This is a genomic window from Roseovarius sp. PS-C2 (assembly GCF_018862045.1).
Taxonomy (GTDB): Bacteria; Pseudomonadota; Alphaproteobacteria; order Rhodobacterales; family Rhodobacteraceae; genus Roseovarius.
In genome coordinates, this window is record NZ_JAHKSQ010000003.1 from 391,345 (window position 1) to 417,454 (window position 26,110).

The 26,110-nt window shown below is 64.2% G+C and carries 26 protein-coding genes and 1 pseudogene; 9 read left to right on the forward strand and 18 right to left on the reverse strand.

Going from position 1 to position 26,110, the window contains the following annotated elements; translation table 11 throughout:
- Position 1 precedes the first annotated feature (1 nt).
- Positions 2-364, reverse strand: a complete 363-nt coding sequence (hisI, locus tag KPG71_RS07860) for a phosphoribosyl-AMP cyclohydrolase (RefSeq protein ID WP_216337539.1) — start codon at positions 362-364, stop codon at positions 2-4.
- Between the two features lie 67 nt (positions 365-431).
- Between hisI and KPG71_RS07865 the strand changes: the two are divergent.
- A pseudogene (locus KPG71_RS07865) lies at positions 432-749 on the forward strand (iron-sulfur cluster assembly scaffold protein); the annotation flags it as partial.
- 47 nt (positions 750-796) lie between these two features.
- On the opposite strand, the gene KPG71_RS19830 reads toward KPG71_RS07865, so the two are convergent.
- From KPG71_RS19830 to KPG71_RS07890, 7 genes are all read right to left on the reverse strand, one after another.
- Positions 797-865 (reverse strand): hypothetical protein, encoded by a 69-nt coding sequence (locus KPG71_RS19830; protein WP_367397331.1) that lies wholly within the window; start codon positions 863-865, stop codon positions 797-799.
- Positions 866-938: 73 nt separating this feature from the next.
- On the reverse strand, positions 939-1,301 hold the full coding sequence (locus KPG71_RS07870; protein WP_216337541.1) for a hypothetical protein: 363 nt from the start codon (positions 1,299-1,301) through the stop codon (positions 939-941).
- 303 nt (positions 1,302-1,604) lie between these two features.
- A complete protein-coding gene (locus KPG71_RS19750; RefSeq protein WP_268238414.1) occupies positions 1,605-1,727 on the reverse strand; it encodes a hypothetical protein in 123 nt (40 codons plus the stop codon).
- Between the two features lie 145 nt (positions 1,728-1,872).
- Positions 1,873-3,963, reverse strand: coding sequence for an ATP-dependent DNA helicase RecG (recG, locus tag KPG71_RS07875; RefSeq protein ID WP_216337542.1), 2,091 nt, complete (start codon positions 3,961-3,963; stop codon positions 1,873-1,875).
- Positions 3,960-6,209 carry an NAD-dependent DNA ligase LigA gene (gene ligA, locus KPG71_RS07880; RefSeq protein ID WP_216337618.1) on the reverse strand — a complete coding sequence of 750 codons (2,250 nt, stop codon included), beginning with the start codon at positions 6,207-6,209 and terminating at the stop codon, positions 3,960-3,962. Before ligA ends, recG begins: the two co-directional genes overlap by 4 nt.
- Before the next feature lie 173 nt (positions 6,210-6,382).
- Positions 6,383-7,099 carry a response regulator transcription factor CtrA gene (gene ctrA / locus KPG71_RS07885; protein WP_216337543.1) on the reverse strand — a complete coding sequence of 239 codons (717 nt, stop codon included), beginning with the start codon at positions 7,097-7,099 and terminating at the stop codon, positions 6,383-6,385.
- A gap of 97 nt (positions 7,100-7,196) precedes the next feature.
- Positions 7,197-7,478 carry a DUF1153 domain-containing protein gene (locus tag KPG71_RS07890; RefSeq protein WP_216337544.1) on the reverse strand — a complete coding sequence of 94 codons (282 nt, stop codon included), beginning with the start codon at positions 7,476-7,478 and terminating at the stop codon, positions 7,197-7,199.
- Between the two features lie 123 nt (positions 7,479-7,601).
- Between KPG71_RS07890 and mnmA the strand changes: the two genes are divergently transcribed.
- On the forward strand, positions 7,602-8,741 hold the full coding sequence (mnmA, locus tag KPG71_RS07895; protein WP_216337545.1) for a tRNA 2-thiouridine(34) synthase MnmA: 1,140 nt from the start codon (positions 7,602-7,604) through the stop codon (positions 8,739-8,741).
- 43 nt (positions 8,742-8,784) lie between these two features.
- On the opposite strand, the gene KPG71_RS07900 is transcribed toward mnmA, so the two are convergent.
- The 8 genes from KPG71_RS07900 to KPG71_RS07935 all read right to left on the reverse strand — a co-directional run bounded on the left by KPG71_RS07900 (position 8,785) and on the right by KPG71_RS07935 (position 16,564).
- Positions 8,785-9,414: an FMN-binding negative transcriptional regulator gene (locus KPG71_RS07900; protein WP_216337546.1), complete on the reverse strand. Its 630-nt coding sequence runs from the start codon at positions 9,412-9,414 to the stop codon at positions 8,785-8,787.
- A gap of 145 nt (positions 9,415-9,559) precedes the next feature.
- Positions 9,560-10,351, reverse strand: a complete 792-nt coding sequence (locus KPG71_RS07905; protein ID WP_216337547.1) for a xanthine dehydrogenase family protein subunit M — start codon at positions 10,349-10,351, stop codon at positions 9,560-9,562.
- A 13-nt stretch (positions 10,352-10,364) separates the two neighbouring features.
- Positions 10,365-12,734 carry a xanthine dehydrogenase family protein molybdopterin-binding subunit gene (locus tag KPG71_RS07910; RefSeq protein WP_216337548.1) on the reverse strand — a complete coding sequence of 790 codons (2,370 nt, stop codon included), beginning with the start codon at positions 12,732-12,734 and terminating at the stop codon, positions 10,365-10,367.
- A gap of 58 nt (positions 12,735-12,792) precedes the next feature.
- Positions 12,793-13,278, reverse strand: a complete 486-nt coding sequence (locus KPG71_RS07915) for a (2Fe-2S)-binding protein (protein ID WP_216337549.1) — start codon at positions 13,276-13,278, stop codon at positions 12,793-12,795.
- A gap of 81 nt (positions 13,279-13,359) precedes the next feature.
- Complete coding sequence (locus KPG71_RS07920) at positions 13,360-14,355, reverse strand: molybdopterin-binding protein (RefSeq protein WP_216337550.1); 996 nt, start codon at positions 14,353-14,355, stop codon at positions 13,360-13,362.
- Positions 14,352-15,317 (reverse strand): XdhC family protein, encoded by a 966-nt coding sequence (locus KPG71_RS07925; protein WP_216337551.1) that lies wholly within the window; start codon positions 15,315-15,317, stop codon positions 14,352-14,354. Before KPG71_RS07925 ends, KPG71_RS07920 begins: the two co-directional genes overlap by 4 nt.
- Positions 15,318-15,427: 110 nt before the next feature.
- On the reverse strand, positions 15,428-16,009 hold the full coding sequence (locus KPG71_RS07930) for a YeeE/YedE thiosulfate transporter family protein (protein WP_216337552.1): 582 nt from the start codon (positions 16,007-16,009) through the stop codon (positions 15,428-15,430).
- A 3-nt stretch (positions 16,010-16,012) separates the two neighbouring features.
- On the reverse strand, positions 16,013-16,564 hold the full coding sequence (locus KPG71_RS07935) for a YeeE/YedE thiosulfate transporter family protein (protein ID WP_216337553.1): 552 nt from the start codon (positions 16,562-16,564) through the stop codon (positions 16,013-16,015).
- A 163-nt stretch (positions 16,565-16,727) separates the two neighbouring features.
- Between KPG71_RS07935 and KPG71_RS07940 the strand changes: the two genes are divergently transcribed.
- Positions 16,728-17,120 (forward strand): nuclear transport factor 2 family protein, encoded by a 393-nt coding sequence (locus KPG71_RS07940; protein WP_216337554.1) that lies wholly within the window; start codon positions 16,728-16,730, stop codon positions 17,118-17,120.
- 11 nt (positions 17,121-17,131) lie between these two features.
- Here the strand turns inward: KPG71_RS07940 and KPG71_RS07945 are convergent, their stop codons facing one another.
- The gene (locus KPG71_RS07945; protein ID WP_216337555.1) at positions 17,132-18,394 is read right to left on the reverse strand and encodes a VWA domain-containing protein; all 1,263 of its coding nucleotides are present in this window, start codon (positions 18,392-18,394) and stop codon (positions 17,132-17,134) included.
- A 33-nt stretch (positions 18,395-18,427) separates the two neighbouring features.
- Positions 18,428-19,351 carry a MoxR family ATPase gene (locus KPG71_RS07950; RefSeq protein ID WP_216337556.1) on the reverse strand — a complete coding sequence of 308 codons (924 nt, stop codon included), beginning with the start codon at positions 19,349-19,351 and terminating at the stop codon, positions 18,428-18,430.
- Between the two features lie 220 nt (positions 19,352-19,571).
- On the opposite strand from KPG71_RS07950, the gene KPG71_RS07955 reads away from it, so the two are divergent.
- From KPG71_RS07955 to KPG71_RS07980, 6 genes are all read left to right on the forward strand, one after another.
- Positions 19,572-20,534 carry a phosphoadenosine phosphosulfate reductase gene (locus tag KPG71_RS07955; protein WP_216337557.1) on the forward strand — a complete coding sequence of 321 codons (963 nt, stop codon included), beginning with the start codon at positions 19,572-19,574 and terminating at the stop codon, positions 20,532-20,534.
- 79 nt (positions 20,535-20,613) lie between these two features.
- On the forward strand, positions 20,614-21,654 hold the full coding sequence (gene pyrC / locus KPG71_RS07960) for a dihydroorotase (RefSeq protein WP_216337558.1): 1,041 nt from the start codon (positions 20,614-20,616) through the stop codon (positions 21,652-21,654).
- A gap of 76 nt (positions 21,655-21,730) precedes the next feature.
- A complete protein-coding gene (locus KPG71_RS07965; RefSeq protein WP_216337559.1) occupies positions 21,731-22,405 on the forward strand; it encodes an orotate phosphoribosyltransferase in 675 nt (224 codons plus the stop codon).
- A 255-nt stretch (positions 22,406-22,660) separates the two neighbouring features.
- On the forward strand, positions 22,661-24,148 hold the full coding sequence (locus KPG71_RS07970) for a replicative DNA helicase (RefSeq protein ID WP_216337560.1): 1,488 nt from the start codon (positions 22,661-22,663) through the stop codon (positions 24,146-24,148).
- Between the two features lie 134 nt (positions 24,149-24,282).
- Positions 24,283-25,320 (forward strand): alanine racemase, encoded by a 1,038-nt coding sequence (alr, locus tag KPG71_RS07975; RefSeq protein WP_216337561.1) that lies wholly within the window; start codon positions 24,283-24,285, stop codon positions 25,318-25,320.
- Positions 25,317-26,102 (forward strand): ABC transporter permease, encoded by a 786-nt coding sequence (locus KPG71_RS07980; RefSeq protein WP_216337562.1) that lies wholly within the window; start codon positions 25,317-25,319, stop codon positions 26,100-26,102. Before alr ends, KPG71_RS07980 begins: the two co-directional genes overlap by 4 nt.
- Positions 26,103-26,110 lie beyond the last annotated feature (8 nt).

A 26,110-nucleotide genomic window follows, 5' to 3' on the forward strand; every position in this document is an offset into this window, starting at 1 on the left:
CTCAGCCCTCCATCGGGGCCATCAGCTCGACTTCTTCACCATCGCGCACGGCGGTATAGAAACAACTGCGCCGGTTGGTGTGGCAGGCGGGGCCGGTCTGGTTGATCCGCACCAACAGGCAATCGCGGTCGCAATCAACCCGGAAATCGACCAGCTCCTGCACATGCCCCGAGGTCTCGCCCTTGATCCAGAACGCCTGCCGCGACCGGCTCCAATAGGTCACACGCCCGGTCTCCAGCGTGCGCGCCACGGATTCGGCATTCATCCACGCCATCATCAGAACCTCCCCCGACTGCGCATCTTGCGCGATTGCCGGAATCAGGCCGCGATCATCGAATTTCAGCGTGGCGGGATCGAAAGACATGCTTGAAAACCTTTTGCATCTGGTGTCAGGGCCTCTATCTATTGGGTCAGACACGAAAGGGAAAGTCATGAGCGGCGAAACCGACCTGATCAAGCTCTACTCGGCACGGATTCTCGAACTGGCCGCCGATATCCCGCATCACGGGCGGCTGGATGCGCCCGACGCATCGGTCAAACGCCGCGCGCCGCTTTGCGGCTCGACCGTCACCGTGGATATCCGTACCGACGGCGAGGCGATCACCGACTACGCCGCCGAGGTAAAGGCGTGCGCCCTCGGGCAGGCCGCCGCCAGCATCGTGGGCAGGCACATCATCGGCTGCACCTACGATCAGGTGATCGCGGCGCGCGATGCGCTGAAAGAGATGCTCAAGCATGACGCCCCCCCCCCGCCCGCACCGTTCGACGGGCTCGAAGTGCTGCGCCCGGCGCAGGACTACAAGAACCGCCATGCCTCGATCATGCTGACGCTGGAAGCGACGGTCGAGGCGATGGAACAGGCCAGGGCGGCCCATTCTTGCGCCTGACGGCGTCAATCAATCCCGCGAACCAGAACCGCAATCACTTGCCGAACCTCTTTATCCGTCGCCTATACGGCAATGTTTGATGCCCCCTTTGGTCGCACAGGCCGCGACCCCCGATCCACCGGCCTTGAAGCGTGTCGGCACAGCTTTGCTTTGGGTCGGCGTGGTGTCCTGATTGGCGCGTTTATCGGGTCTGGTATTGTTGCGGGTGTCTTTCACCGGTGCGGTCGTGGCCTGTTCGGCCAGCGGCACGTTTGCGGAATGCGTCCCGATGCTCCCCTTGATTGTCTCGACATACCCGGCGAAGCCGAGTTCGACCATGCGGGTTCCGGATTTTTGCGCCTGCTGATGGTAATCAATCCCCAGCATGACCAACGCGATGACGACGATCAGAACCAGATTGTGCCACCTGAACATTTCGAATGCCCCATACCGCATACCATGTGTTGCGGTAAAACCATTCGACTAAGACTTCAAAATGGCAGGGCCGCGGCGATTTCGGGACTCGATATCCACTGCTCCAAACAAAAAAACCGCCGCTCACCCGGTCGGGCGGCGGCGGAAGGAAAAGCGGGTTCCGTGGGTCGTCCGTCACTTTCCGGGGCAGAAGAGGCAGATCGCCCCCGGACGGGACTTGGGACAGTCAGTCAGACACATCGGCACGCTTGGGGACAGGCGATGTATCGGGCATGACGGACGCGGAACGTCGCAGGCAGAAACTCAGACAAGCCCGGGCAGGTAAAGCCCCGCCACCAGCGTGACCATCAGCGCAGCAGCGCCGATGAAGTCTCCCAACAGGGTCTCCGACGAGCGTTCAGCGGTGGTTTTGATCTGGCGAAGCATGGGTGGCTCCTTTCCGTTTGGCGTTGTTGCCTCTTTGTTCTCATTTTCTTAACACCCTGTAAAGAACTTTATGAGAACATTCGCGAACTTTAGCGGAATACAATCACTAAGCCACTGAATTTACCGTAAAGTTTTTGGAACACCCCTACCCGACAGAAATCAGCCTGATCGCCTGATCCTGTTCCATCAGCCACAGCAGCACCCGTGCCGCACGGCCGCGTTCGCCCTCCAGCCCCGGATCGTCGGTCAGCAGCTTGCGCGCATCCGACTGCGCCACCGCCATCAGCGCCGATTGCGCCTCCATATCCGCCACCCGGAATTTCGGCAGGCCCGATTGCGCCGTCCCGATCAGATCGCCCGCGCCGCGCATTTCCAGATCGACCTCGGCAATGCGGAACCCGTCCTCGGTATCGCGCATCGTGGTCAGCCGCCGCTCGCCACCCTCGCTCAGCGGAGCCTGATACATCAGCAAACAGGTCGAGGCCGCCTCGCCCCGCCCGACACGCCCCCGGAGCTGATGCAACTGCGCCAGCCCGAAATGCTCGGCCCGTTCGATCACCATGATCGAGGCATTGGGCACGTCCACCCCCACCTCGATCACCGTGGTCGACACCAGAACCGATGTATCGCCGCGCTGGAACGCCGCCATCGCCGCGTCCTTTTCCTCGGGCGGCATCTGGCCATGCACCAGCCCCACCACGCCCTCGCCAAGCGCCGCACGCAGACGCGTGAACCGATCCACCGCGCTGCTCAGGTCTACCGCCTCACTTTCCTCGACCAGCGGACACACCCAATAGGCCTGCCGCCCCTCGGCAATCGCACCGCGCAGGTGATCCACCACCTCGTCGATGCGGCCCATATTGACCAGCGCCGTCTTGATCGGCTTGCGCCCCGGCGGTTTTTCATCCAGCACGCTCACATCCATGTCGCCATATTGCGCCAGGGACAGCGAGCGCGGGATCGGCGTGGCCGTCATCACCAGAACATCGGCCTGCGCGCCCTTCTTGCCCAGTTCCAGCCGCTGGCGCACACCGAAACGGTGCTGCTCGTCTACAATGGCCAGCCGCAGATCGGCGAATTCCACGTCCTTCTGAAACACCGCATGGGTGCCCACCAGAATATGTATATCCCCGCGCTTCAGCGCCTCCAGCTTGGCGCGGCGCTCGGCCCCCTTGTCGCGCCCGGTCAGGATTTCGATGACCACGCCCGCCGCCTCAGCCAAGGGGCGTAACCCCTGCAAATGCTGCCGCGCCAGAATTTCGGTGGGGGCCATCATCACCCCCTGCCCGCCGGCCTCGACCGCGATCAGCAGCGCCTTGAGCGCGACCAGCGTCTTGCCCGCCCCCACATCGCCCTGCAAAAGGCGATTCATGCGGGTCTCTTGCGCCATGTCCCCCGCGATCTCGGCAATGGCGCGTTTCTGCGCTCCGGTCAGTTCGTAGGGCAACGCCTCCAGCACCTGCGCCTGCAACGCGCCCGTGCCCACCGTCGCGCGCCCCTTGGCGCGCCGCAGTCGCGAGCGCGCCAGCGCCAGCGTCAACTGATGCGCCATGAATTCGTCATAAGCCAACCGCTCGCGCGCCGGATCGGCAGCCGCCAGATCGCCCATATCCAGTGGGTTATGCGCGCGTCTCACCGCCTCGGCCCAATCGGGCCAGCCGGTTTGCGCCTTTTGCGCGGGGTCGATCCACTCGGCCAGATCAGGGGCGCGCGTCACCGCCGACTGCGCCGCCTTGCGCATCACCTTTTGGGTGACCCCGGCAGTCAACGGATAAACGGGCTCGAAATCAGGAATTTCCCCAGCCTCCTGCGGCTCGAGGATATGATCAGGATGCACCATCTGCGCCATCCCGTCGAACAGTTCCACCTTGCCCGACACCACACGCCGCGCGCCCGTGGGCAGTATCCGCCGCAGGTATTCGTCACGGGCATGGAAAAACACCAGTTGAAACGCCGTCGCCGCATCCTCGACCGTCACGCGATAGGCTCCGCCGCGCCGCGAGGGGGCGCGATGCTGGCCCACTGTCACCTCGACCGTCACGACACCCGGCAATTCGGCCCCTTGCACCGTGTCGCGCTTGCGCCGGTCGATCCCGGAATACGGCAGGGTGAACAGCATATCGCGCGGCTTTTCGATATCCAGAGCGGCCAGGTTCTGCACCGTCTTGGGGCCCACACCCTCCAGCGTGTCGAGCGCCGCGAACAGCGGAAACAGGGGTTCGGGCCGCCCGCTCATGCGTCCCCGATCAGGCGCAGCCAATCATCCTCGTCGATTGTTTCGACGCCCAGATCGGCGGCCTTTTTCGCCTTGCTGCCCGCGCCGGGGCCAGCGACGAGCAGATCGGTCTTGGCGCTCACACTCCCCGAGACCTTGGCGCCCAGGGATTCCGCCCGTGCCTTGGCCTCGGCCCGTGTCATCTTTTCCAGCGTTCCGGTAAACACCACCGTCTTGCCCGCCACCGGGCTTTCCGACGCCGGTGCATCGGGCGGCACGATCGTCAGATGGGCGCGCAATGCATCAAACGCCGCGCGTTCCTCGGCATTGGCGAAGGCATCGCTCAACGACAAGCCAAGGATCGCGCCGACCCCGTCGATCCCGATCAGGTCCTCCCAGGCGGCGCTCGCCTGTTGCGGCACGTCGCATCGCGCAACAGCGGCGGCGCGGGTGTCCTTGATCTGTGCGCGCCGGCCCTCTTCGGCGGCGGCGATCCGCTCGGCCTCTTCCGCCTCGTCCGCCGCGCGATGGGCCAAAGCGGCGGGGCGCGCCTCGTCCAGGGCGCGCGCCATCGCGTCCCAGTCCCGGTAATGCAGCGCCAGATCGCGGGCGGCCACCTCACCCACATGACGGATACCAAGGCCAAAGATCAGCCGCGCCAGCGGAATGGTGCGTTTCTCGTCAATGGCCGCGAATAGGTTGCGCGCCGAGGTTTCGCCCCAGCCATCGCGGTTCTTCAATTTGGCAAGGTTCTGCGCATCGCGCTTTTCGAGCGTGAATATGTCGGCAGGCGTGCGGATCGGCAGCGTCGCGTCATGATAGAACATTTCGACCTGTTTCGCGCCCAGCCCCTCGATATCAAAGGCCGCGCGGCTGACGAAATGCTTCAATTTCTCCACCGCCTGTGCCGGGCAGATCAGCCCCCCGGTACAGCGGCGCACCGCATCGCCCTCTTCGCGGATGGCCTCGCTGCCGCATTCGGGACAGGAGTGAGGGAACGCATAAGGCATCGCGTCCTCGGGACGCCTCGACAGGTCCACATCGGCCACCTTGGGGATGACATCGCCTGCACGGTAAATCTGCACCCAGTCACCTACGCGAATATCCTTGCCGCCCCGAATTTCGTTTCCCCTGGCATCGCGCCCGGCAATATAATCCTCATTGTGCAGGGTCGCGTTGCTGACCACGACGCCGCCGACCGTGACAGGATGCAGCCGCGCCACCGGGCTCAGCGCGCCGGTGCGGCCCACCTGAATGTCGATCCCCTCCAGCCGGGTCCAGGCCAGTTCGGCGGGAAACTTGTGCGCAACCGCCCATCGCGGCGTGGTGCTGCGATAGCCCAGCCGGTGTTGCAGCCCCAGGTCGTTGACCTTGTAAACCACCCCGTCGATGTCATAGCCCAGTTCGGCGCGCTGCTGTTCGATACGACGATACTGTGCCAGCATTTCGTCCGGGCCATCGCACAGCGCGGTCAGCGGGTTGGTCTGAAACCCAAACCCGGCCAGCCGCTCGATCGCCTGCATCTGGGTTGCCGCCAGCGGCTCGGAATGCTCTCCCCAGGCATAGGCAAAAAACTTCAGCGGGCGGCGGGCGGTGATTTTCGGATCCAGCTGGCGCAGGCTGCCCGCGGCGGCATTGCGCGGGTTGGCGAATGTCTTGTCGGATTTTTCCGCCTGCCGCGCGTTCAGCGCCTCGAAGTCCGCATGCGCCATGTAAACCTCGCCGCGCACTTCCAGCACCTCGGGCGCCTCCGTCAGCGCCAGCGGAATATCGTCGATGGTGCGCGCGTTGGCCGTCACGTTTTCGCCCACGGCACCATCGCCGCGTGTTGCGGCCTGTACCAGCTTGCCACGCTCGTATCGCAGCGACAGGCTCAGCCCGTCGATCTTGGGCTCGCTGGTAAAATTGAGCGGCGCATCGCGCTCCATTCCCAGATAGCGCCGGATACGGGCATCGAACTCGGTAATCTCGTCCTCTTCGAACGCATTGCCAAGGCTTAGCATCCGCACGGCATGTGTGACTTTCCCAAAACTCTCGGCGGGGCCGAATCCCACCCGGTCGCTGGGGCTGTCGGCGCGTTTCAGGTCGGGAAAGCGGGCCTCGATGGCACTGTTGCGGCGCACCAGCGCATCATATTCGGCATCCGCCATGATCGGCGCATCATCGGCGTGATAGGCCCGGTCGGCCTGCGCCAGAACATCGGCCAGCCGCGCCAGTTCGGCTTTGGCCTGCGCCTCGCTCAGTTGCTCAACAGCCACCTGCGCCATGTCCGCACCTGCCGCTGCTTCGCCCTTGCGCTCTGCCGTCATCGCAGCTCTCCGCCCTTGCCCTCGGAGCCGGTCCGGCCCCGTTCCATCGGGTCAAAGTGATAGGGCGCGCAAGGCCCGAGGTCCAGACCGTGAGTGGTGGCAACTTGCCTGAACCTTGTCGAGCGGTGGGCTCAGGCGCCGATGGCCAGCCGTTCGCCGTCCATCTGTTCGGGTTCCGGATCGCGCAGCACATACCCCCGGCCCCAGACGGTTTCGATATGGTTGTGACCACCCGTCGCCTCACTCAGCTTCTTGCGCAGCTTGCAGATGAACACGTCGATGATCTTGAGTTCCGGCTCGTCCATGCCGCCATAGAGGTGGTTGAGAAACATTTCCTTGGTCAGGGTCGTGCCCTTGCGCAGGCTCAGCAATTCCAGCATCTGGTATTCCTTGCCGGTCAGGTGCACCGGCTGGCCATCTACATCGACGGTCTTGGCGTCGAGATTCACGTTGACCCTGCCCGTCCGGATCACCGATTGCGAATGTCCTTTCGAACGGCGGATGATCGCATGGATACGCGCCACCAGTTCTTCGCGATGGAAGGGCTTGGTCAGGTAATCGTCGGCCCCGAAGCCGAACCCCTTGATCTTGCTCTCGGTATCGTCCGCGCCGGACAGGATCAGGATCGGCGTTTCGATCCGGGCCAGACGCAACTGGCGCAACACCTCATGCCCGTTCATGTCCGGCAGCCCCAGATCCAGCAGGATCAGATCGTAATCGTAAAGTTTGGCCAGATCGATCCCTTCCTCACCCAGGTCGGTCGTGTAGACGTTCAGGTTCGCATGGGTCAGCATCATCTCGATACTTTTCGAGGTCGTAGGATCGTCTTCCACCAGAAGCACACGCATAAAAATCACTCCGCTAAGTATTCACAACTGTCCGAGCGACCTTGGCCGAAATTGGTTAACCACAAGTTACCCGGATGGAACAAATAGAGACTTCTCCTTATGGTTGTCCAGCGCCCTTGTGCCGCACCGTGGCTTTCCGGCCCTCCGCACCATGCAGGCTCAGCGCCTCGAGCCACTCGTGAAACTCCTCCTCGCTCAGCCCGTATCGCTTTTGCGCCTCGGCCTGTGTTATCAGCCCGTGCAGCACCCCGCGCACCACTGCACGCTTGCGCGCCGCCGTCCAGCGCCGGGTATCGCCGGTCGGCAGATCGGCCCGGCTCATGACGCTGCCATCGGGCAATGTCACCGCCCGCAGTCCCTCGACCCGTTTCAAGAACATCACACTCACCCTTTTGTCGTTCACCGCACAAATCCTGCGCGCCCACGCTTAACGACCGGTGAAACCCGCCCTTGAGAGTGTTTAGGATTTTCCTATATTCCGCACGATCAAGGAGACCCGCACATGCCCCTCGACACGACCCTCAATTCCCTTGGCTTCGCCAAGCCCCCCGCCGAGACGCGCGTCGTCGTCGCCATGTCCGGCGGCGTGGACAGTTCGGTCGTGGCCGCGCAACTGGCCGAGGAAGGCTATGACGTGGTCGGCGTGACGCTCCAGCTTTACGATCACGGCGCGGCGCTGGCCAAGAAAGGCGCCTGCTGCGCGGGCATCGACATCCACGACGCCCGCCGCGTGGCCGAGGACATGGGCTTTCCCCATTACGTGCTGGATTACGAGAACATCTTCCGCGACGCGGTGATCGACGAATTCGCCGACAGCTACCTTGGCGGGGCCACCCCCGTGCCCTGCATCCGCTGCAACGAGCGCGTGAAGTTCAAGGATCTGCTGGAAACCGCCAAAGACCTCGACGCCGATTGCATGGCCACCGGCCACTACATTCAGCGCAAGATGGGCGCGCATGGCCCCGAACTGCACAGCGCAGCGGACGCCAATCGCGACCAAAGCTATTTCCTGTTCTCGACCACACCGGAACAGCTCGATTACCTGCGCTTCCCGCTCGGCCACCTGCCCTCCAAGGATGCCACCCGTGAACTGGCCGCGCGGTACGGCCTGCAAGTGGCCGACAAGCCCGACAGTCAGGACATCTGTTTCGTGCCCGACGGCAACTATGCCAGCGTGATCGAAAAACTGCGTCCCGGCGCGGCGGAACCCGGCGAAATCGTGCATGCCGACGGTCGCGTTCTGGGCACGCATGACGGGGTCATCCATTATACCATCGGCCAGCGCCGCGGCCTTGGCATCGGCGGGCTGAGCGAGCCGCTTTATGTGGTCAGGCTGGATGTGGACAACAAGCGCGTCGTCGTCGGCCCCAAGGATATGCTTTCAACCCGGATCGTGCCGGTGCGCGAGATCAACTGGCTGGGAGATACGCCCTTTACAGCACAACCCGAATGGCATGTCTCGGTCAAGGTCCGCTCCACCCGCCCCCCGCGCGAGGCGATCATCCGCCCCCTGTCGGACACCGAGGCCGAGGTCGAACTGCTGACTCCCGAAGAAGGCGTCAGCCCCGGTCAGGCCTGCGTGTTCTACGAAACCGGCAGCAGCCGCATCCTCGGCGGCGGCTGGATCTGGCGCGGCTATTGAAACGCCGCGCCACCCCCGTGGCACCGGCTCACGACAGTAAGCCTCAGTCGTCCTCGTTCAGGCGGCGTTCCATGCGTCGCGCCAGTGCATCTTGGCCCGATGCCTTCAATCCCGAGATCGCACCGATATAGTCACGGTCCTCACGGTTCTGGCTCAGCTTCGATTTTGCAATCAACCGGGTGACCTCGATACGAAACGCAACGATTCCGCCCAGCATCTGCTGCATGTACTCGCCCGGAGCATCGGCCATGCGCCAGGCATTCCTGCCATTCACCCTGCGCTCGTGAGTGCGCGTCAACAGCCCCACAGCCGCACGCTTGGCATGTTCGTCGTGCTGAAACGTGATGCCGCCATATGCGTGAACCACCTGATAATTCCATGTCGGAACATGCCGATGACGGTCCTGTTTCGTCGGATAATAATTCGGCGAGACATAACCATCCTCGCCGCGAAAGATCACCAGAACCTCCTGCCCGTCGGCAAGTACCCGATGCATCTCGTTGGCCAGAGCGACATGACCGATCAAATTCGAATCCGGCCCGGATAGCAGAGGGATGTGATTGGCGATCAGGCCCTGTTCCGTTTGCGCCACGATGCAGGCAAGAGGCGCAGCCTCCATGATTGCCTTGATCTCCTGCGGATCGATCTCCTGAAAATGCGGCGGAATATACATGCCTGGGGTCCCTCTGGATGGCATTCACCAGCACAGATCTAGAGGACTGGACAGCCCTTCGCAAACCCGTGCCTGCGACACATGAACAAAAGAAAACCCCGCCCGTGGTCACAGGCGGGGCTTTCGGTCTGTCAGGCGCGGCGCGTCAGCCTGCGGCGGCCACGGCGCGTTTGGTCATGACGCCCACCAGATGCGCCCGGTACTCGCCCGAGCCATGCAAGTCCGAGATCATGCCATCGCCCGAGAGGCTGAGCCCTTCGATGGCTTCGGGCGAGAAGTTCGAGCCAAGCGCCGCCTCGGCCTCGGACCAGCGGAACACGCCCTCTTCCGACGCGCCGGTGATGGCGACGCGCACCCCATCGGCGTATTTCGCCACAAAGGCGCCCACCAGCGCAAAGCGCGATGCGGGTTGTTCGAACTTCATATAGGCGGCGGTCTCGGGCACCGGGAATTTGATCTCGGTAATGATCTCGCCCTCGTCCAGCGCGGTGGCGAACATCCCCTCGAAGTAGTCGTCAGCGGCGATTTCGCGCGTGTTGGTCACGATGATCGCCCCCGAGCCGAGCGCCGCCGCCGGATAGCACGCCGACGGGTCGTTATTGGCAAGGCTGCCGCCGATGGTGCCCCGGTTGCGCACCGCCGGATCGCCGATGTTCCCGGCCAGTGCGGCAAGGGCCGGATATTTTCCCGCACCCGCCGCCACCTCGGCATGGGTGGTGGCCGCGCCGATGCACAGCCGCCCCGCGTCGTCCTCGCAGATACCCTTGATCTCGTCGATGGCGGTCAGGCTGACCAGCACCTCGGGCATGGCCAGGCGCTGTTTCAGCGTCGGAATCAGCGTTTGCCCTCCGCCAAGCGCCTGGTTTTCATCGGACGCGGCCAGCAGTTTCACCGCATCGGCCAGCGTGGTCGGGCGTTCGATATCGAATGCATACATTGTCGGTTTCTCCTTACTTGGCCGATTGGATGGCTTGCCAGACACGGCCCGGCGTCACCGGCATGTCCACGTGATCCAGCTTGATACCGCCCGATTGCAGCGCATCGACAACGGCATTGACCACCGTGGGACTGGAGCCGATGGCGCCCGCCTCCCCGCAGCCTTTGACGCCAAGCGGGTTATGGGTGCAGGCCGTGCCGTTGGAATGATCCACCGAGAAGAACGGCACATCATCGGCGCGCGGCATGGCGTAATCCATATAGCTGGCCGACAAAAGCTGCCCGTCCGCATCATAGGAACAGTTTTCAAGCAACGCCTGCCCGATCCCCTGCGTCAGGCCGCCATGTACCTGCCCGTCCACGATCATCGGGTTGATCACATTGCCGAAATCGTCGGCGGTGGTGAACCGTTCGATCGTGACCTTGCCGGTGTCGGGATCGACCTCGACCTCGCAGGCATAGGCCCCTGCCGGGTAGGTAAAGTTGTTGGGATCGTAGAACGCCGTTTCTTCCAGCCCCGGCTCGATCTCTTCGAGCGGATAGTTATGCGGCACATAAGCGGCAAGGGTCACATCGCCCCAGGCCACCGACTTGTCGGTGCCCGCAACGCTGAACTGGCCGTCCTTCAATTCGATATCGGCCTCCGAGGCCTCCATCAGATGCGCGGCGATCTTCTTGGCCTTGTTGATGATCTTCTCGGTGGCTCGCACCATGGCCGAACCACCCACGGCAATCGAACGCGACCCGTATGTGCCCATGCCCATCGGCGTGTTGGCGGTGTCGCCATGTTCGATTTCGATCATGCTCTCGTCGATCCCGATCATGTCGGCCACCACCTGCGGGAACACGGTTTCATGCCCCTGCCCATGACTGTGAGAGCCGGTCATCACGGTGATGCCGCCGGTGGCATTGACCCGCACGGTGGCGGATTCGTAAAGGCCCGCACGCGCGCCCAACTGTCCCACCAGATGCGACGGCGCGATACCGCAGGCCTCGATAAAGCAGTTGATGCCAAGGCCGCGCAGCTTGCCGTTCTTCTCGCTTGCCGCACGGCGCGCGGCGAAACCGTCGAAATCGGCCCGCGACTCGAGCTTGTCCATCAGCCGGTGGAAATCCCCCGAGTCGTATTCGACCGCCACCGGGGTGGCATAGGGGAACTCGGTCACGAAATTCTGCCGGCGCAGCGCAATGGGATCGAGTCCCAACTCGCGCGCCGCCTTGTCGATGACGCGCTCAAGCTGATAGGTCGCCTCGGGACGACCCGCGCCGCGATAGGCATCGACCGGCACCGTGTTTGTAAACACCGCCTTGACGTTCACGTAGATCAGCGGCGTCTTGTAATTGCCCGCCATCAGCGTGCCATGCAGCCATGTCGGAATGGACGGCGCAAAGGTGGACAGATACGCGCCCATGTTCGCGTAGGTTTCGGTGCGCACGGCGGTGAAATTGTTGTCCGCATCCAGCGCCAGTTCGATCTTGGTCACATGATCGCGCGCCTGCGCATCGCTCAGGAACGCCTCCGAACGGCTGCAGGTCCATTTCACCGGGCGGTTCAGTTCGCGCGCGGCATAGGTACAGAACGCCTCTTCGGCATAATGATAGATCTTCGACCCGAAACCACCGCCCACATCCGGCGCCACGACGCGCAGCTTGTGTTCGGGGATGTTCAGCACGAAAGCCCCCATCAGAAGGCGGATCACATGCGGGTTCTGGGATGTGGTGTAAAGCGTGTGTTCGCCGGTTCCCCGATTGAAATCGCCCACGGCCACGCGCGGCTCCATCGCGTTGGGCACGAGCCGGTTGTTGATCAGTTCCAGCGTGGTGACATGCGCAGCCGATTTGATGGCGTCATCGACGGCCTGCTTGTTCTCCTCGACAAACCCCCAGTCGAAACACAGGTTGTCGGAGAGGTCGTCATGCACTTTCGTGCTCCCGTCCTCGAGCGCGGCCTTCATGTCGATCACGGCGGGCAGGTCTTCGATGTCGAGCTCGATCGCCTCGGCGGCGTCGCGCGCCTGTTCGCGCGTCTCGGCCACGATGGCGGCAATGGGATCACCCACATGGCGCACCTTGCCCTCGGCCAGAATGGGATGGCGCGGCTCTTTCATCGGCTCGCCAAACCGGTCGGTGACCTGCCAGCCGCAGGGAATGCTGCCCGCGCTTTCGAAATCCTTGCCGGTGAAGATGCGGATCACGCCCGGCATGGCTTCGGCGCCGCTGGTGTCGATGCCGTTGATCTTTCCATGTGCCACGTCCGAGCGCAGGAAATGCACATAAGCCTGACCATGCAGGTTGATGTCGTCGGTATAATTTCCAGTTCCGGTCAGGAACCGGGCGTCTTCGCGCCGCTTGCTGCTGGCGCCGATGCCTCCATCCTTGGGCATTGCAATTCTCCTCCCGTTGGGTGACGCGCAGGATCGCGCGCCCTGTGCCGTGATCGGCTTATTCCGCAGCGATCTTGCTCACGTCCTGGCCGGATGCGGCCATGATCGCCTTGACGATGTTGTGATAGCCGGTGCAGCGGCAGATATTGCCTTCGAGGTAATCGCGCACCTCGGCCTCGGTCGGCGTCGGGTTCTCGGCCAGCAACGCCTTGGCCGACATCACCATGCCGGGCGTGCAGAAACCGCATTGCAGGCCGTGATGCTGGTGAAACGCTTCCTGCACCGGATCGAGCGTGCCATCGGGCGCGGCCACGCCTTCGATGGTCAGCACCTCGGCACCGTCGGCCTCGGCGGCGAACATGGTGCAGGATTTGACCGCCTTGCCGTTCACATGCACCACGCAGGCACCGCACTGGCTGGTATCGCAGCCCACATGCGTGCCGGTCAGATCAAGCGTTTCTCGCAGGAATTCGACAAGCAGCGTGCGGCCTTCGACATCGCCGGACGCGGGCTTGCCATTCACGGTCATGTTGACCTGTGGCATTGAGAGTCCTCCCATTTGGCTTTTCATTGTTGGCTGGTTGGGAGTTAAGCACGGGTCCGGTCAGTTGAGAACCCGGTTTTTTCATTTTGCCGGACGGGGATGACGTGGCTGCGGTCGCGTGGGAATTTCCTTGAGCAACCCGCCCACGCCCATCGCCGCCATCGCCGCGCTGTCCACCGGAACGCCGCAGGCCACGCGCGACAGCACCCAGTCGGCCCCGTGCAACACCGGCGACCGTGCGCTGCCCGGCAAACCGATCACGGGCCTGTCCCCGATCTGCCCCAGAAACAGCAGGTTCCCCGGATCGACGGGCAGGCCAAAGCGCTCCACGCGCCCGCCCGCAAGGCGCAACGCCTGCGGCGCCGTGTCATGCACATCCGACGTGGCCGACGCCGTAAGGATCAGCACGATATCGCCCCGCGCCTGCCCGATCGCATCGGCCAGCGCCGTCTCGTCATGCGGGCAGCGCAGGGTTTCCAGCAGCGTCATATCCAGGCCGCTGATGCGGTTTTCCACCGCCTCGAGCCCCTTGTCGCCGGGCGCGCCGGGAATCTCGGTCAGGATCAGGCTGGCCGTCTCGTGGACCGGCACCGCCAGCCGGATCGCGCCCGAAGCATGTTGCGCGGCACGGTGCACGGCCTCGGACGGCACGCCATAGGAAATGATCTTGATCGTCGCCACCATGCCGCCCGCCTGCAACTGATGATAGGGCGCGACGGTGGCCACCGTGATCATCGAATCGACGGCATTCGCCGCATTGATCCGCCCGGCATTCAGAACCACCACCCCGGCCCGGTCCGCGATCAGGTTGACCCGACCCGTAAAGGGTTGCGTCAGGTGGATATCCCCCACCCCGTCCAGCATGGCGCTGGCCAGCGCCTGCGCGGCGGCATCTTCGTGCATATCGCCCGGATCAAGCCGCGCAACCGTCACTTCGGCAATCCCGGCGGCCTCCAGTTGCGCCAGATGCCCGGCCGTCAATATCACCCCCTTGCGCAACCGCCCGGCGGGCAGTTTCAGGGAATGCGCCAGAATCGCGCCCGCCGCCTGTTGCACCGGAACCGGGCCGAATTTCATGAGCCCTGCCTCAGAACCCGTGTCATTTCCGCCAGAATGCTGACGGCGATTTCCGCCGGGCCAGCCGCCCCGATATCCAGCCCGATGGGTCCGTGGATCAGGGCGATCCGATCATCGCCATAGCCCTTGTCGCGCAAGCGTTCGACACGTTTGGCATGGGTGCGGGTGGACCCGAGCGCGCCGATATAGAACACATCGCTATTCAGCGCCTGTTCCAGCGCCGGGTCATCCAGTTTCGGATCATGCGTCAGCAGCACCAGCGCGGTGCGGCTGTCCAGCCCAAAGGCTTTCACCCCCTCGTCGGGCCAGTCGTGCAGGATGGTTTCGCCGGGAAACCGCTCGGCGCTGCCGAAACTTGCGCGCGGGTCGATCAACAGCGGATCATAGCCCGCGATCCGCGCCATCGGCACCAGCGCCTGCGCGATATGCACCGCGCCGACGATGATCAGGCGCAGCGGCGGGTTGTGAATATTGACAAAGGTTTCGCCATCCTCCTCGAACCCCGAACGATCCATGCGAAAGCGCTCGCTATGGCCGGTGCGGTCCAGCCGTCGCGCGGCCTCGAGGCCGGTCACATAGGCGACGGGCTCCCGCGCGGCGCGCGCCGCAACCAGCTCTTCCAGCAGATCGACGGGCATCACCGGGCCAACAGGTTCCACCAGAACGCGGATCGTGCCGCCACAGGCCAGCCCCACGGCAAAGGCATCGCCATCGCTGACCCCGTATTCCAGCATCACCGGCTTGCCATCTTCGATGGAGTCCAGCGCCTCGGCCACCACGGCCCCCTCGACGCACCCGCCCGAAACCGAGCCCGCGATCTCGCCCTCTCCGGAAATCGCCAGTTGGCTGCCCACGCGCCGGGGGGCGCTGCCCCATGTCTGCACCACCGTGGCCAGCGCCGCGCCCTTGCCCGCGCGGTGCCAGTTCAGCGCGATTTCCGGGATGTCGTCAAAACGGTCCATTCGCATTCTCCCTCACGGGCAATATGGGACCCGACCGGGCGCGCGACAAACAAAAAAGACCGCCCCCGCGAAGCAGGGACGGCCCAGTGGTCGGAATGATATTCGCGGGCTTATTCGGCGGGGGCCACGGCCTCGCCACCGCCACGCAGGCGTTCGGGCAGCGCAATGGCAACGGCCACGAAGGCCAGCCCCATCACGATCCCCAGAATGTCGCCCGACACCGGCAGGATGCCGTCATAGCCCGACCCCGGCACGGTGCCGAGGGTCAGCTTTTCGCCCTCCAGCAAACCAGCCGATTTCCACGCAGGATAGGTGACCATATAGGCCGCCGCCCCCAGCAATCCGCCAGCGATGAAGAACATCGCGTCCTTGCGCCCCGATGCGGCGGCACAGACGCCGGTGCCCGGACAATAGCCCGCAGCGGCCCAGCCCGCGCCCAGAAGAAGCCCGCCGATGAACACGCCGACATAGGCGGTTTTCACGCTCATGTGGCCGACATCGACAAGGCCAAGCATCTGCCCGCCGAACATCAGGACCGAGGCGGTGCCGATGGCCAGCAGGATGGTTTTCATCAGGTGCAGGTTGGTCAGGTTCAGCATTTTGCCGATCCAGTTGGGGTTGGTGGCCCCGATCCGGTCCAGCACGGCGCCGAACGCGGCGCCGATCACGACTGCGAGTATGATGGATGACATGGTTCAGCCCTCCCGCTTGTACATCATGATGGCGACAGGCACGGCGGCGGCAAACGCCCCGGCGGCGAAGATATAGCCCGACACGGCGGTCTGCATCATGCCCGACATCATGTGCCCCGAGGTGCACCCTCCCGCCAGACGCGCACCGTAAAGCACGATGAACCCACCAAGGAACGCCACGGCATAGCGTTTCGCGGGAGTGTCGCCGTAGTTCGCGTACCAGATCGCGGGCAGTTTGCGTTCCTCCGCAGGCACACCACCGCGCGCCATCGCCGACAGGAACGCGCCAAGCGCCATCGCCAGCACGAAAACGAAACTGTAGTTCAGCGGATTGGCCGCGTTTCCGGCGTATTTGCCGCCCGATTTGGCCATATAGGCGTTCGTCGAGGTATAGCCGTCATCGGTCTGAGTGATAAATTCGGGCGAGACGGCATCGGTAACGATCGCATCCAGAATGACGAACTGCGTGGAGACGCCAATCGGCTTCACCAGCAGAACCGCCAGAAAGAACACGAGCCCCAGAACCACCCCACCGGCTTTCCAGTTGAGGACCATTGGTTTTCCTTCCAGAAATTACATTCTGGTTATTGAATATATTAATTCGCGAAGGCGCGCAATGATTCATGTCAATCCCCGCGCATATGACCCGCCTGGTCGTGTTTTCCCGGAACACGGGTGAAATGATGTAGAATGACGCTGTGACACAAGGTGGAAAACGATGACAAATCCTGATGCCATGACGGAAATGGCGGCGGGGTATACCGCAGCCTGGAATTCCAGATCCGCCGAGGCCGTTGCCTCGTTCTATGCCGAAGATGGCGAAATCATCATCAACAACGGCGAGCCGTGGACCGGACGGGCGCGGGTTCAGGACATGGCGGCCGGGTTCTGCGCGGATGTGCCCGACCTGACGCTGACCTGTGATGATCTGCGCTGTTCCGGCTCGCATGTGATCTTCGTCTGGACCTTCACCGGCCACGATGCCGCCACTGGCAACCCGCTGACTGTCCGGGGCTGGGAGGAATGGGAGATCGACGACGACCTGAAGGTCAAATCCTCGCGCGGGTGGTTTGATGCGGACGATTACGCACGTCAGGCGGCGGGCGGTTAGGCGCGCCGCGCTCAGCCGTCCAGCATCGCCATCAGCCGGGCCTTGTCGCCCATGTCGTCCGGGCGCGAGATCGCCTCGGCAAGTTCTTCCAGCGTGGCGATGGAATGGCCCGCACGAAAAGCATCGACATGGGGCAGCATGGCGCGAATGCCGGTGGCGCGAGGCGCGAACCCCTCCCACCGCAGCAACGGGTTGAGCCAGATCAGACGGCGCGCGCTGAGGTGCAAACGCTCCATTTCCTTGTCCAGCGCCTGTGCATCGCCCCGGTCAAGCCCGTCGGTGATCAGCAGCACCACCGCCCCCTGCCCCATCACCCGGCGCGACCAGTCCCGGTTGAAGGCATGCAGGCACTCACCTATGCGCGTTCCGCCCTCCCAGTCCTGCGCCTCCTGCCCGGCGGCGGCCAGGGCGGCATCCACGTCGCGGGTGGCAAGATGCCGGGTGATGTTGGTCAGGCGCGTCCCGAAGGTAAAGGCGTGCACCCTGGCCCACCCGGCCCCCTTTTCATTGGCCACCGCATGCAGGAAATGCAGCACCATGCGGCTGTACTGGCTCATCGAGCCGGAAATATCGCACAGCACCACCAGATTGGGCCAGCGCGGGCGCGGCTTTTGCAGATGCACGCGGCGCAGCTCACCGCCCCGCCGCATGGCCGCGCGCAAGGTGCGCCGCGCATCCAGACGATGCCCCTGAAGGCTGGCCATGCCACGTCGGGATTTGAGCGGCTTCACCGGCAATTGCAGCCGCGCCAGCATCCGTTTGGCCTGCGCGATCTCGGCGGTGGACATCTGTTCGAAATCCAGCGTGCGCAGGCGTTCTTCGGCCGACATGGTGGCCGAGGCGTCGATCTCGATCTGGGTGTCGTCACTGTCCTGTTCGCCCTCTGGCGCGGGCATTTCGGGCTGATGTCCGTCCAGCAACGCCTCGGCGGCGCGTTTTTCCGCCGATTGGGCGGCCCGCTCCTCCTGCACGCCACGAATGGCGGGCAGCATCATCGACATCATGTGTTCCATGTAGCGCGGATCGCGCCAGTACAGGCGGAAGATCTGGCCGAATACTGCGCGATGTTCGGGGCGGTTCACGAAACAGGCGCGCAGCGTGTAGTAGAAATCGTCTTTCGAGGTGAATCCGGCCGCCTGCACCGCACGGATCGCGTCGATCACCCGGCCCGGCCCGATGGGCAGCCCCGCCTTGCGCAGGGCGCGCGCGAAATGGGTGATGTTGTGGGTCAGCCGGGGATTGTCCGGCAGGTCGAGCGCGGGATATTCAGGCATGCGATTGCAGAGGATATGGACCGGAAAGAAGGCTCATGCCCGCTCCAGCCCCGCCCGCGCCTCGTCCAGTATCCGTTTGGCCTCGGAGCCCTGCAATTTCTGGATATCGTCCTGATATTTCAGGATCGCACCAAGGGTGTCGGAAATCACCTCGGGGCTGAGGGATACCACATCGAGCGCCAGCAGGCATTTGGCCCAGTCGATGGTTTCCGCCACCCCCGGCTTCTTGAACAGGTCCTCGGTGCGCAGGCGCTGAACAAAGGCCACCACCTCACGGCTAAGCGCCTCGGCGGCCTCGGGGGCGCGAGCGTGCAGGATTTCGATTTCCCGGTCGAAACCGGGATAATCCACCCAGTGATACAGACAGCGCCGCTTGAGCGCGTCATGCACCTCGCGGGTGCGGTTCGAGGTCACGATCACGATGGGCGGCTCGGGCGCGCGGATGGTGCCCAGTTCGGGGATGGTCACCTGAAAATCACTCAGCGCCTCCAGCAGGAAGGCCTCGAACGGCTCGTCGGTGCGGTCCAGTTCGTCGATCAGCAGCACCGGCGCGCCGCCCGGTTGCGGGCGCATGGCCTGCAACAGCGGGCGTTCGATCAGGTATTGCTCGGTAAACAGCTCGTCCTTGAGCGCATCGCGATCCGCGCCCGCCCCCTCGAATCCCATCGCCTCGGCGGTGCGGATGGCAATCATCTGCTCGGCGAAGTTCCATTCGTAAACGGCGCTGGCGGCATCCAGCCCCTCGTAGCATTGCAACCGGATCAGGCGGCGGCCCAGCATGGCGGCCAAAGCCTTGGCGATTTCGGTCTTGCCGACACCGGCCTCGCCCTCCAGAAACAAGGGCCGCCCCAGCGTCAGCGACAGGAATACCACCGTCCCGAGCGCACGATCGCAGACATATCCCTGATCGCCCAGCATCGCCTGCACATCGTCGATCGAGCCCGGTATCCCTGTCATTCCCGCCTCCCTCATGATTGCCCATGACAAGTGCACGGCAAGCCACGACCCGTCAAGCACCGCGCCGGTTGCAACCGCTCGACAAATCGGCCGGGAAGGCCGAAAAGGCCCTTGGATTCTTCAAAGTTCTGCCCAGATTCGTTTCTATTCACCGGACCAGCCGCCAGACCCACAGGCTGTTGAAAAAATGGGCGGACATTTGGTACGAGGACCGAGCAGTATGCAGGACAGCCCGCGAAGCTTTGACACATCCCTGGCCGGTCTGGGCTGGGCGGACTGGCTGCGCGCTGCTGACGAGATCGTCGAGGCTGACGGCCATGTCGAGAACCTGGGGCCCGATCATGCCGCCGTCTTCTACGAAGACAAACCCATCCTGCTTGTCACGTTCGAAACGCACAAGGGGCTCGCCAGCCTGTCACCAGCCGCGCACCCCATCGGCTGGACCTTGGTCAAGGCGCTTGGCTGGTCGCACCTGTCGGTAGTGGCCCGCGAAGACAGCTGGTTTCGCGATCGCCACGTCTACGGCTATTTCGACCGGCTGGCCGATGACGGGTTTTTCGACGAATTCGACCAGGTGATATTCTATGGCGCCGGGGCCTGTGGCTATACGGCGGCGGCGTTTTCGGTGGCCGCGCCGGGGGCCAGGGTGCTGGCCCTGCACCCGCAGGCCACGCTGGACCCGCGCGTGACCGAATGGGACGACCGTTTCACCCACATGCGGCGCACCGCCTTCGACGACCGTTACGGTTACGCCCCCGACATGCTGGATGCGGCCGAACGTGCGGTCGTGATCTACGATCCCGAGGTCCGGCTCGACGCCATGCACGCCGCATTGTTCACCCGGCCCAACGTCATGAAATTCCGCATGCGGTTTCTGGGCGAGCAGCTCGAGCGCGACCTGATGGGCATGGGCGTGTTGCTGCGCATACTGGCGCAGTTCAGCGCCGACCGGCTGGACCGGCGGGCCCTGGCACGGCTTTACCGCGCGCGCCACACCCATGTGCCCTACCTCAAGCAGGTTCTGGCGCGGCTCGAACAGGACGAACGGCATTACCTGACGGCCCTCTGGTCGCAATGCATCTTGCGCCGCACACCCGGCCCCCGCTTCCGGCGGGCCTCGCGCGCGGCCTATGCCGTGGCCCAAGAGCAAGGCCTGGCGATGCCGCCCTGCGACGTGGAGTGATCCCGCCCCCCGGCGGGGCCAGCGTTTTTGCGCCTGTTCCATCTGGCACCGTCCCGCACGATTGTGTAAAGCGCAGGGCATGAGCCAAAGCCTGACCCTCCGCCGCCCCGACGACTGGCACCTGCATCTGCGCGACGGCGCGATGCTGCGCGCCGTTCTGCCCGAAAGCGCGCGCCACTTCGCCCGCGCGATCATCATGCCCAACCTCGTGCCGCCCGTCGTCACCGCGGACGATGCCCGCGCCTATCGCGACCGCATCATCGCCGCCCTCCCCGAGGGCACGGCGTTCACGCCGCTGATGACGCTCTACCTCACCGAAGAGACAGACTCCGCCGACGTGGCCCGCGCCCATGCCGAGGGGCTGATCACCGCGGTCAAGCTCTACCCGGCGGGCGCCACCACCAATTCGGCCAGCGGCGTGCGCGATTTCGACAAGGTCCGCCCGGTGCTCGAAGCCATGGCCGAGGCGGGCTGCCCACTCTGCGTGCATGGCGAAGTCACCGACCCCGAGATCGACATCTTCGACCGCGAGGCCGTGTTCATCGACCGCGTTCTCGACCCGGTGCGCCGCGCCACGCCGGGGCTGAAAGTGGTCATGGAACATGTCACCACGCGCGACGGGGTGGAGTACATCACATCCGCCGACAGCGGCCTTGGCGGCACCCTCACCACCCATCACCTGATCATCAACCGCAACCATATCCTGGTGGGCGGGATCAAGCCGCATTACTACTGCCTGCCCGTCGCCAAGCGCGAAGAGCACCGCCTTGCCCTGCGCGCCGCGGCCACCGGAGGCGATGCGCGCTTCTTCCTCGGCACCGACAGCGCACCGCATACCGACGCCAACAAGCAAAGCGCCTGCGGCTGCGCGGGCTGTTTCACCGCCACCAACACCATGTCGATCCTCGCCCATGTGTTCGAAGAGGAAAACGCGCTGGACCGGCTGGAAGGCTTCGCCGCGCTCAACGGACCGGCGTTTTACGGCCTCCCCGCCAATGAGGACACGATCACCCTGACCAAGACCGACCGGCCGGTGGCCTACCCCGAACAGATCGTCACCGGCGATGGCCCCGTCACCCTGTTCGATCCCGGCTTTCCCCTGTACTGGCAGGTCGACTGACCGCTTTCTTCTTGCCTGAAATATCCCCGCCGGAGGCATGAAATCTCTGGTGCCCCGCCCGCAAAGGACAGAAACGATGATCCCCACCTCCTACCCCTCCGCCGAGGAAATCGCCCGCCTGACCGCGCGCATGCTGCTGGAAATCGGTGCGGTGCATTTCAACGCGGACGAGCCCTTCACGCTGGCCAGCGGCCTGCCCTCGCCCACCTATATCGACTGCCGCAAGCTGATCTCCTACCCGCGCATTCGCGCGACGCTGATGGATTTCCTGACCGTCACCGTGATGCGCAACGCCGGGTTCGAGGCTTTCGACAATGTCGCTGGCGGCGAGACGGCGGGCATCCCCTTTGCCGCGCTGGTGGCCGAACGCATGGCCCTGCCGATGACCTATGTGCGCAAGAAGCCCAAGGGCTATGGCCGCAACGCCCGGATCGAGGGCGACATGAGCGAAGGCCAGCGCGTTCTGCTGGTCGAGGACCTGACCACCGATGGCGGCTCCAAGCTGAGCTTCGTCGACGCGATCCGCGACACCGGAGCCACCTGCGGGCATACGGCGGTGATCTTCTACTACGGTATCTTCCCCGAAACCGAGAAGACGCTGGGTGATCATGGCGTGGCGCTGCACCACCTGTGCACGTGGTGGGATGTGCTGGCCGAGGCCCGCGCGCAGGGCGCATTCGACGACGCCACACTGAACGGTGTCGAATCGTTCCTCGACGATCCCCGCGCCTGGCAGGCCGCGCGCAGCTAGGCCGCGCCGGAACGAATCGCGCTTTCCTTGTGCGGCTGCGGGCCTGTCGGCTGCTCAAAAAAGCGGGGCTGCGTCCTATTGGCAACGCCCCGCCGGATGGCCACGGTTGCAAACACAAGATGTTGACGCACCCACCCGCAAAAGGGCAATATGAGCCACTGAAACTTATCCACAGGCCGTCCACAGCTTTGTTCCACATTGCCCGCCCGCACCGGGCGGCGCTATGACCGGGCCTCAGCAGGATCGGGGGAGAGCATGAACGAGGTCACCAGCTTCAACGCCACAGGCACCGAAGTCGAGAACACGGAGACCATGCCGCACTCGATCGAGGCCGAGCAACAGCTTCTCGGCGCGCTGCTGACCAATAACGACGTGTATGATCGCGTCGCCTCGATCATCAAGCCGCACCATTTCTACGACCCCGTTCACCAGCGCATCTATGAAACCGCCGTGGCGCGGATCGCCAAGGGCAACCTTGCCTCGCCGGTGACGCTCAAGGCGTTTCTCGAAGACGATGAGGGCCTCGGGGAACTGGGCGGCCCGGCCTATCTGGCGAAACTCGCGGGCGCGGCGATCAGCGCCTTCGCGGTGCGCGATTACGCTCAGATGATCCACGACACCGCAATCCGGCGCGAACTGATCGGGCTGGGCCATGACATCGTCGGCAAGGCCACCCGCGCCGAGGTGGAAAGCGAGCCGCGCGACCAGATCATCGAGGCCGAGCAGAAACTCTACAAGCTCAGCGAACAGGGTCAGTCCGAAAGCGGCTTCCAGTCCTTCCTCAAGGCCGTGACCGACGCGGTGAACGTGGCCAACGCCGCCTATCAGCGCGAAGGCGGGCTGGCGGGCGTGTCCACCGGGCTGATCGACATGGACAAGAAACTGGGCGGCTTGCACAAATCCGACCTTCTGATCCTGGCCGGTCGCCCGTCGATGGGCAAAACCTCGCTGGCGACCAACATCGCCTATAACGTGGCCAAGGCCTATCGCAAAGGCACCCTGCCCGATGGCACCGAAGGTACGGTCGATGGCGGAGTCGTGGGGTTCTACAGCCTTGAAATGAGCGCCGAGCAGCTTGCGGGCCGGATTCTCGCCGAAGCCTCGGAAATCTCGTCGCACAAGATCCGTCAGGGCGACATGGAAGAAAGCGAATTCCGCCGCTTCGTCGATGCCGCCAAGGAACTGGAATCCTGCCCGCTCTTCATCGACGACACCCCCGCCCTGCCGATCGCGCAGCTTGCCGCGCGGGCGCGGCGGCTGAAACGCACCCACGGGCTCGACCTGCTGATCGTGGACTATCTGCAACTGGTGCGCGGCACCTCCGACAACCGGGTGCAGGAGATCGCGGAAATCTCGATGGGGCTCAAGGCCATCGCCAAAGAGCTGAACATCCCCGTCATGGCCCTGTCGCAGCTGTCCCGCCAGGTCGAAAGCCGCGACGACAAGCGCCCGCAACTCTCGGACCTGCGCGAATCCGGGTCGATCGAACAGGATGCCGACGTGGTGATGTTCGTGTTCCGCGAGGAATATTACGTGGAACGCGAAAAACCCTCGGACGAGAAACTCGATGAAATGGCCGCGTGGCAGGACCGCATGTCGCACCTGCACGGCAAGGCCGAAGTCATCATCGGCAAGCAGCGTCACGGCCCCATCGGCACGGTCGAACTGTCCTTCGAGTCGCAGTTCACCCGGTTCGGCAACCTCGTCAAACCCTGGCAACAGAACGGCGAACAGGAGTTCTGAGGCTCCCGCTTGCCCGGTCCGAAACGATCCGACAGGCGCAACGGTGCGACCAACGCGCCGCTTCGCCCCGTCTTGGCGCGGGTCGGGCCTGTTTCCACTTGACCCCTGCCCGCATCCTGTCAAAACCCGTGGTCATGAGTACCGCGACCCTGACGATTGATCTCGATGCCATCTGCGCCAACTGGCGCGCACTGGATGGCCAAAGCACCAGTGAAACCGCCGCCGTGGTCAAGGCCGACGCCTATGGGCTGGGGGCCGGGCGCGTGGCGCGCGCATTGGCGAGGGCCGGCGCGCGCACGTTTTTCGTGGCCGTGGCCGAAGAAGGCGCCGCGCTGCGCGAGGCGCTCGGGCCGGGCCCGGTGATCAACGTCTTTTCCGGGCACATGCCGGGCGATGCCGACATGATCGGCGACATGGACCTCGTGCCGATGCTCAACTCACTCGACCAGATGATCCGCCATGTCGAGGCGCTGCCGGGCCGCCCCTTCGGCGTGCAACTGGATTCGGGCATGAACCGCCTGGGGATGGAGCCCGCCGAATGGGCCGCCACCCGCGAGGTGGCGCTCGGCCAGTCCCCCACCCTGCTGATGAGCCATCTGGCCTGCGCCGACGAGCCCGACCACCCGATGAACCGCCAGCAACTCGACTGCTTCCGCGACATGACCGCCGATACCGGCGTGCCGCTGTGTTTCGCCAATACCGGCGGCGTGTTGCTGGGGCCGGACTATCATTTCGACATGACCCGCCCCGGCATCGGCCTCTATGGCGGCCGTCCGTTCGAGGAGGCGCGCCCGGTGGTCACGCTGGACCTGCCGGTGATCCAGTGCCGCGATCTGGAGCCGGGCGAAACCGTCGGCTACGCCAACAGCTTCACCGCCCAAAGACCCACCCGCATCGCCACCGTGGCGGCGGGCTATGCCGACGGCATCCATCGCGCCATGGCTTCGGCCACCCATATGCTGGCCGAGGGCACGCCCTGCCCGCTGGCGGGGCGCATCTCGATGGACCTGATCAGCGTGGATGTCACCGATCTGGGATACGACCCCAAATCGCTGCAACTTCTGGGGCCGGAACAGGGCGTCGATGTGCTGGCCGACAACGCGGGCACCATCGGCTATGAAATCCTGACCGCGCTCGGGCCGCGCTATGCCCGCCGGTATCTGGGCGGATGAGCGCGATCACCCGTCCCCTCGGCCGCCTCGGGCGGCAGGTTCTGGCCGCGCTGGCGATGGTCGGGCGCGTGGCGATCTTCGCCGCCGACACCGTCACCCACCTGGCCCGCCCGCCATTTTACGGGCGTGAATTCCTGCAGGCGCTGATGCAGATCGGCTGGCTGTCGCTGCCCGTGGTGGGCATGACCGCGCTGTTCACCGGCGGCGCGCTGGCGCTGCAGATTTATGCAGGCGGCGCACGTTTCAACGCCGAAACGGTGGTGCCCTCCATCGTCGCCATTGGCCTCACGCGCGAACTCGGGCCGGTTCTGGGCGGGCTGATGGTGGCCGCGCGGGTGGCCTCCAGTATCGCCGCCGAGATCGGCACCATGAAAGTGACCGAACAGATCGACGCGCTGGTGACTCTGTCCACCCACCCGATGAAATACCTCACCCTGCCCCGCGTTCTGGCCGCCACGCTGGCGGTGCCGGTGCTGGTCGGCGTCGGCGACGTGATCGGAATCATGGGCGGGTTTCTCGTGGGGGTCGGGCGGCTCGATTTCGGCGCGGGCACGTACCTGCACAACACCATCGACTTTCTCGAAACATGGGATGTGGTCTCGGGGCTGATCAAGGGGGCCGTGTTCGGCTTCATCGTGGCGCTGATGGGCTGCTATTACGGCATGCAGTCGGGCCGCGGCGCACAGGGCGTGGGCCGCGCCACCAAGGCCGCCGTGGTCGCCGCCAGCGTGCTGATCCTCGCCTCGAACTACTTGCTAACTGAGCTATTTTTTACAAGTTGAGGCTTTTA

What these genes read in the sequence shown, in the direction of transcription:
- hisI (WP_216337539.1), bottom strand. Translation starts at nt 364, where the DNA reads ATGTCTTTCGATCCCGCCACGCTGAAATTCGATGATCGCGGCCTGATT.
- KPG71_RS07870 (WP_216337541.1), bottom strand. Translation starts at nt 1,301, where the DNA reads ATGTTCAGGTGGCACAATCTGGTTCTGATCGTCGTCATCGCGTTGGTC.
- KPG71_RS19750 (WP_268238414.1), bottom strand. Translation starts at nt 1,727, where the DNA reads ATGCTTCGCCAGATCAAAACCACCGCTGAACGCTCGTCGGAGACCCTG.
- recG (WP_216337542.1), bottom strand. Translation starts at nt 3,963, where the DNA reads ATGAGCGGGCGGCCCGAACCCCTGTTTCCGCTGTTCGCGGCGCTCGAC.
- ligA (WP_216337618.1), bottom strand. Translation starts at nt 6,209, where the DNA reads ATGGCGCAGGTGGCTGTTGAGCAACTGAGCGAGGCGCAGGCCAAAGCC.
- ctrA (WP_216337543.1), bottom strand. Translation starts at nt 7,099, where the DNA reads ATGCGTGTGCTTCTGGTGGAAGACGATCCTACGACCTCGAAAAGTATC.
- KPG71_RS07890 (WP_216337544.1), bottom strand. Translation starts at nt 7,478, where the DNA reads ATGTTCTTGAAACGGGTCGAGGGACTGCGGGCGGTGACATTGCCCGAT.
- mnmA (WP_216337545.1), top strand. Translation starts at nt 7,602, where the DNA reads ATGCCCCTCGACACGACCCTCAATTCCCTTGGCTTCGCCAAGCCCCCC.
- KPG71_RS07900 (WP_216337546.1), bottom strand. Translation starts at nt 9,414, where the DNA reads ATGTATATTCCGCCGCATTTTCAGGAGATCGATCCGCAGGAGATCAAG.
- KPG71_RS07905 (WP_216337547.1), bottom strand. Translation starts at nt 10,351, where the DNA reads ATGTATGCATTCGATATCGAACGCCCGACCACGCTGGCCGATGCGGTG.
- KPG71_RS07910 (WP_216337548.1), bottom strand. Translation starts at nt 12,734, where the DNA reads ATGCCCAAGGATGGAGGCATCGGCGCCAGCAGCAAGCGGCGCGAAGAC.
- KPG71_RS07915 (WP_216337549.1), bottom strand. Translation starts at nt 13,278, where the DNA reads ATGCCACAGGTCAACATGACCGTGAATGGCAAGCCCGCGTCCGGCGAT.
- KPG71_RS07920 (WP_216337550.1), bottom strand. Translation starts at nt 14,355, where the DNA reads ATGAAATTCGGCCCGGTTCCGGTGCAACAGGCGGCGGGCGCGATTCTG.
- KPG71_RS07925 (WP_216337551.1), bottom strand. Translation starts at nt 15,317, where the DNA reads ATGGACCGTTTTGACGACATCCCGGAAATCGCGCTGAACTGGCACCGC.
- KPG71_RS07930 (WP_216337552.1), bottom strand. Translation starts at nt 16,009, where the DNA reads ATGTCATCCATCATACTCGCAGTCGTGATCGGCGCCGCGTTCGGCGCC.
- KPG71_RS07935 (WP_216337553.1), bottom strand. Translation starts at nt 16,564, where the DNA reads ATGGTCCTCAACTGGAAAGCCGGTGGGGTGGTTCTGGGGCTCGTGTTC.
- KPG71_RS07940 (WP_216337554.1), top strand. Translation starts at nt 16,728, where the DNA reads ATGACAAATCCTGATGCCATGACGGAAATGGCGGCGGGGTATACCGCA.
- KPG71_RS07945 (WP_216337555.1), bottom strand. Translation starts at nt 18,394, where the DNA reads ATGCCTGAATATCCCGCGCTCGACCTGCCGGACAATCCCCGGCTGACC.
- KPG71_RS07950 (WP_216337556.1), bottom strand. Translation starts at nt 19,351, where the DNA reads ATGACAGGGATACCGGGCTCGATCGACGATGTGCAGGCGATGCTGGGC.
- KPG71_RS07955 (WP_216337557.1), top strand. Translation starts at nt 19,572, where the DNA reads ATGCAGGACAGCCCGCGAAGCTTTGACACATCCCTGGCCGGTCTGGGC.
- pyrC (WP_216337558.1), top strand. Translation starts at nt 20,614, where the DNA reads ATGAGCCAAAGCCTGACCCTCCGCCGCCCCGACGACTGGCACCTGCAT.
- KPG71_RS07965 (WP_216337559.1), top strand. Translation starts at nt 21,731, where the DNA reads ATGATCCCCACCTCCTACCCCTCCGCCGAGGAAATCGCCCGCCTGACC.
- KPG71_RS07970 (WP_216337560.1), top strand. Translation starts at nt 22,661, where the DNA reads ATGAACGAGGTCACCAGCTTCAACGCCACAGGCACCGAAGTCGAGAAC.
- alr (WP_216337561.1), top strand. Translation starts at nt 24,283, where the DNA reads ATGAGTACCGCGACCCTGACGATTGATCTCGATGCCATCTGCGCCAAC.
- KPG71_RS07980 (WP_216337562.1), top strand. Translation starts at nt 25,317, where the DNA reads ATGAGCGCGATCACCCGTCCCCTCGGCCGCCTCGGGCGGCAGGTTCTG.